Here is a 3,538-nt window from a genome sequence, read left to right on the forward strand (position 1 = left end):
TCGCGGCGGCGAACCCGTCCGACCTCGCCGTACCGGTCGTCGAACGACTCGGGGTCGAAGAAGAAGTCGGCGTGGGCGTCGAACATGAGTTTGAGCGCGCTCTGACCGTACTGCTCGTACTCGTAGAAACGACTCACGAAGATGAAAAACGAGTTCGTCGACCCGCTGCTCGGCGAGACGTATGACTACATCCTGTTCGATCTGCCGGGGTCGAGAAACAAGCTGACGAACAACGCGGTCGTTGCTGCACCGAACGCTATCCTCCCGCTGATGCCCGTCCCGGAGGCGCTCAACGGACTGCGTGAGACGGCGACCAAACTGGTCGCGCCGATTCGCCAGCAGCTCGGAGCATTCGACATCCTCGCCACGGTACCGAACGACCTCTCGCGCCGCGTCGACCAGAACACGAAAGACCGCCGGCTCCTGGAGTCGATGAACACTGACGAGCACTTCGCCTCCTATCTGATGGCCGGCTACGACGGCGTCGACCCCGACTCAGGTGACCTACCCGAGGGAACGACGGTCGAGGAGGTTCTCGACGCGCACATCCCACCGTTCGCGCGCGTGACCGCCGCGGACTGGGAGGCCATCGACACCGGGGAGCGCGCTGCCCCGAAAGTACCCATCAGACACAGTGCGGCCTTCGGGGACGCCTACGAGGAGCGTCAGCCACTGACGGCGTACGACCCCGAACATCCTCAGCTGGACCACTTCGAGACGCTGGCGGTTATCGTCGAACAGGGAGGTATCCAGGCGTGAGCTTCGACCTCGGCGATGCGGCCGACGATGCTGATGACGATGGAGAACAAGCGGAGGCGACTGAATCCGAATCAAACTCCGAGCCCGAAGAACCGGCCGACCCACCGGAGAAGACGCCTGCGTTCGGCTTCGAGAACAAGTGGCAGCGTCAGCTCTATCCTCGCCCTGAGTCATGGGAGGACCTCGAAGACGCGATGACGCTCGATATGGAGCGGGTGTTCCGTGACCACGGCGTCCGCAACATGTCGAAGCGAGAGATCCACGACGCGCTCGTCCGGTTCAGTGCCGACCACGCCGAGGAGGTCGCGCGGCTGGCGCTCGAAGAGCGAGGAGTTGACACCGAGGAGTAGGCGACACCGTCTGCTCAGGAGTTCGTGGGCAAAGGCCGGAAGAACGACCCCTCGTTTATGGCACAACAAGTGGTGCGTTAGCTCCGGCCCTATCTGAGATACCGGGTTCACGCTCAAAAACGTATGCCTCTACGTCGCTCCGGCGGTGCCTGCCTCTTTGCCACAGAAGTTCGGCGTTTGGATTTCTACAAACCACACGCTCAGCAGACAGTACCACTTACCGACCAGTCAGCGGTCGCTGACCGACCGGCGCTACTCTGACAGAACGAGTTGGCTCTCAGCAGCGCTCCTCGGGAATCAGTGAATCCGCCTCCTCGATTGCCGGTTTTGTTAGACAGAGAGCGTGGGTCTATCACTTCGTATTACGAGAAAGTACTTACCTGGCAGCAGTCGAGTAATCGACATGAAGCGCCGTCAGGTCCTCGCTCTCGGTGTGGGAGCACTCGCTGGAACGAGCGGGTGTCTCGGGTTCAGTCTGAGTAACGACAATGGCCCACATATCCCCGGTGGTTCTATCGAGTTCACCAACCGAACTGATGAAGACGCAACGCTCCACGTCACTGTTCATCACGTAACGGACTCAGAGCGCGAACTCAACGACATCTCGCTGAACAGACCAGACCCCTCGACTCTTGAGGCACTCTCTCCACCGCGAGACCTCTACATCGCTGCGCCCGCTAATGGAAATACAATCGCTGAGTCGTTCATCGACGAGGAGGGAGGGTACTACCTCAACTACCGATTGGGCTCAGAAACCTCGGCGCTATCGACGTACTGGTTCACAGAGCGCTACTTTCCGTGGGCAACGCTGCGGGATGACGGTGGACTACAAACAGGGGCTGCGGGGAACTTCGACTGATACACTCGCGGCACGAGTCACTCATTTGCCGCTAATGATAGACTTAGAGCGTGGGTATATCAGCGAGCTACTGGGCAAGCTGGTCGCAGTTCGGACACACCTGTCTGAACAGAATACATATGCGTATTCGGAGGGAACGAACGGTAATGCCCTCAACCGATGCGCTCGTATCCGCCGGACTATGCCTCATCGGTGTCTTCATCGGCGTTGCAGGTACTCTTCTGGACGTTCCGAGCGTAGACACTGGAATCGTCGTCTCCTTGGTGTGCCTTCTCGGGCTCATCATCTCAGCGCAAGCTGCTCACAAGCGTGCGGCGTCGGGCTGGCTGGTACTCCTCGTCGGCGCAACGCTATTCACAGTAACCGGACTGAGCCCGCTCGTGGCCGGGGTGGCTGTGGCCATCGTCTCTGTGATTGGACTGGCGTTGGTTGCCACTGAGCCCACGTATACCGAGGCGCACGTTGCGTGATTACCGCGAGAGGTGAACGTTAGACTCGCGGCACGGGTCTAACAGCTGAGTCACTACGAATCGGCGTGAAAGAAAGTCGGCGTGCTATCGCGAGGAGTGGACCGACCGCAGTGCTCGGCGGGTCGCCTCGGTGGTTCCATTGAGGTAGGTTTCGGCAGTCGCGAGTTTCTCCCAGCCCATGAACGCCTGGAGCGGGAGGCCAGTCAACCCGCGAGCGGCGTGGAAGGTGCTCGCGGTCGCACGGAGGCCGTGTGGGTAGACGCGCTGGCTGTCGAGCCCCTCGGCGGCCTCGGCGGCACGGTCGACGCGCCGGTTGATACTGACTCGTGAATGGGGGTACTCGGCATGGGTCTGGAAGAAGCGCTCGACGGCCATCTCGACACGCGTCTCGAAATCGAATGGGATGGCACGCGCGCCAGCAGCTGTCTTCGGGGCCCACCGTGTCGACAGTGCTTGCTCGACGGAGATTTCGATGTTGTGCTCGGCGATCGACTCTGCGCGTTTCACGCAGTAGCCACACGGTTCGCCATCCCCCCCGTCCCTTTGTACACGGGTCGAACGGCGGGATGTGAATCGTCCGCTCGCGCCAGTCGATCCACTGCTCGCTCATGTGGGCGACCTCGCCGGCCCGCATCCCTAACCGGCCGGTCGCGAAGATGATGAACCGCGCTTGACTGGCGTACGGGGCATCGAGTTGGCGGGCCCCTTCCAGGAGCAGCTGGAACTGTCGATCGGAGAGGGCATCCTCTTTCGAATTCGCGACCGACCCGTCGTCGACGAGTTGGTCGCGCCAGAAGCTCCGCTGGGATGTGGTGGTACAGGGTGACTCGCCGTGGCGATTGGGATGCCAGTCGCGGGCGGGGCCACTGCGTCGACTGGCCGGGGGTGGACGCTGCATCACCTGAGTGCCACCTTTCTTTCACCGTAACTCGACTGATTCAACTGTTAGACACGTGCCGCGAGTCTAACAGCTGAGTGCCACCTTCTTTCACCGTAACTCGACTGATTCAACTGTTAGACACGTGCCGCGAGTCTAACAGCGACGGGTTCTCCAGAAGATACTTGCTTCACGATACGTTGAATATCGTATGAAGCGTCGT

Annotated in this window: 5 protein-coding genes; 4 read left to right on the top strand and 1 reads right to left on the bottom strand. The window is 60.7% G+C overall.

What is annotated here, in order from left to right:
- Positions 1 to 141 precede the first annotated feature (141 nt).
- From GQS65_RS17255 to GQS65_RS17270, 4 genes are all read left to right on the top strand, one after another.
- Positions 142 to 759: a ParA family protein gene (locus GQS65_RS17255; RefSeq protein ID WP_199268495.1), complete on the top strand. Its 618-nt coding sequence runs from the start codon at positions 142 to 144 to the stop codon at positions 757 to 759.
- Positions 756 to 1,109 (top strand): hypothetical protein, encoded by a 354-nt coding sequence (locus GQS65_RS17260; protein ID WP_158205874.1) that lies wholly within the window; start codon positions 756 to 758, stop codon positions 1,107 to 1,109. The genes GQS65_RS17255 and GQS65_RS17260 overlap by 4 nt, the downstream gene beginning before the upstream one ends.
- Before the next feature lie 403 nt (positions 1,110 to 1,512).
- Positions 1,513 to 1,968, top strand: a complete 456-nt coding sequence (locus tag GQS65_RS17265; protein ID WP_158205875.1) for a hypothetical protein — start codon at positions 1,513 to 1,515, stop codon at positions 1,966 to 1,968.
- 146 nt (positions 1,969 to 2,114) lie between these two features.
- Positions 2,115 to 2,438, top strand: coding sequence for a hypothetical protein (locus GQS65_RS17270; RefSeq protein WP_158205876.1), 324 nt, complete (start codon positions 2,115 to 2,117; stop codon positions 2,436 to 2,438).
- 84 nt (positions 2,439 to 2,522) lie between these two features.
- Here the strand turns inward: GQS65_RS17270 and GQS65_RS21730 are convergent, their stop codons facing one another.
- Positions 2,523 to 2,945 carry a tyrosine-type recombinase/integrase gene (locus GQS65_RS21730; RefSeq protein WP_368280303.1) on the bottom strand — a complete coding sequence of 141 codons (423 nt, stop codon included), beginning with the start codon at positions 2,943 to 2,945 and terminating at the stop codon, positions 2,523 to 2,525.
- Positions 2,946 to 3,538 lie beyond the last annotated feature (593 nt).

The organism is Halomarina oriensis, from assembly GCF_009791395.1.
GTDB lineage: Archaea > Halobacteriota > Halobacteria > Halobacteriales > Haloarculaceae > Halomarina > Halomarina oriensis.

Excerpts from the sequence above, each read along its gene's own strand:
- GQS65_RS17270 (WP_158205876.1), top strand. The coding sequence starts at position 2,115 with ATGCCCTCAACCGATGCGCTCGTATCCGCCGGACTATGCCTCATCGGT.
- GQS65_RS17255 (WP_199268495.1), top strand. The coding sequence starts at position 142 with ATGAAAAACGAGTTCGTCGACCCGCTGCTCGGCGAGACGTATGACTAC.
- GQS65_RS17265 (WP_158205875.1), top strand. The coding sequence starts at position 1,513 with ATGAAGCGCCGTCAGGTCCTCGCTCTCGGTGTGGGAGCACTCGCTGGA.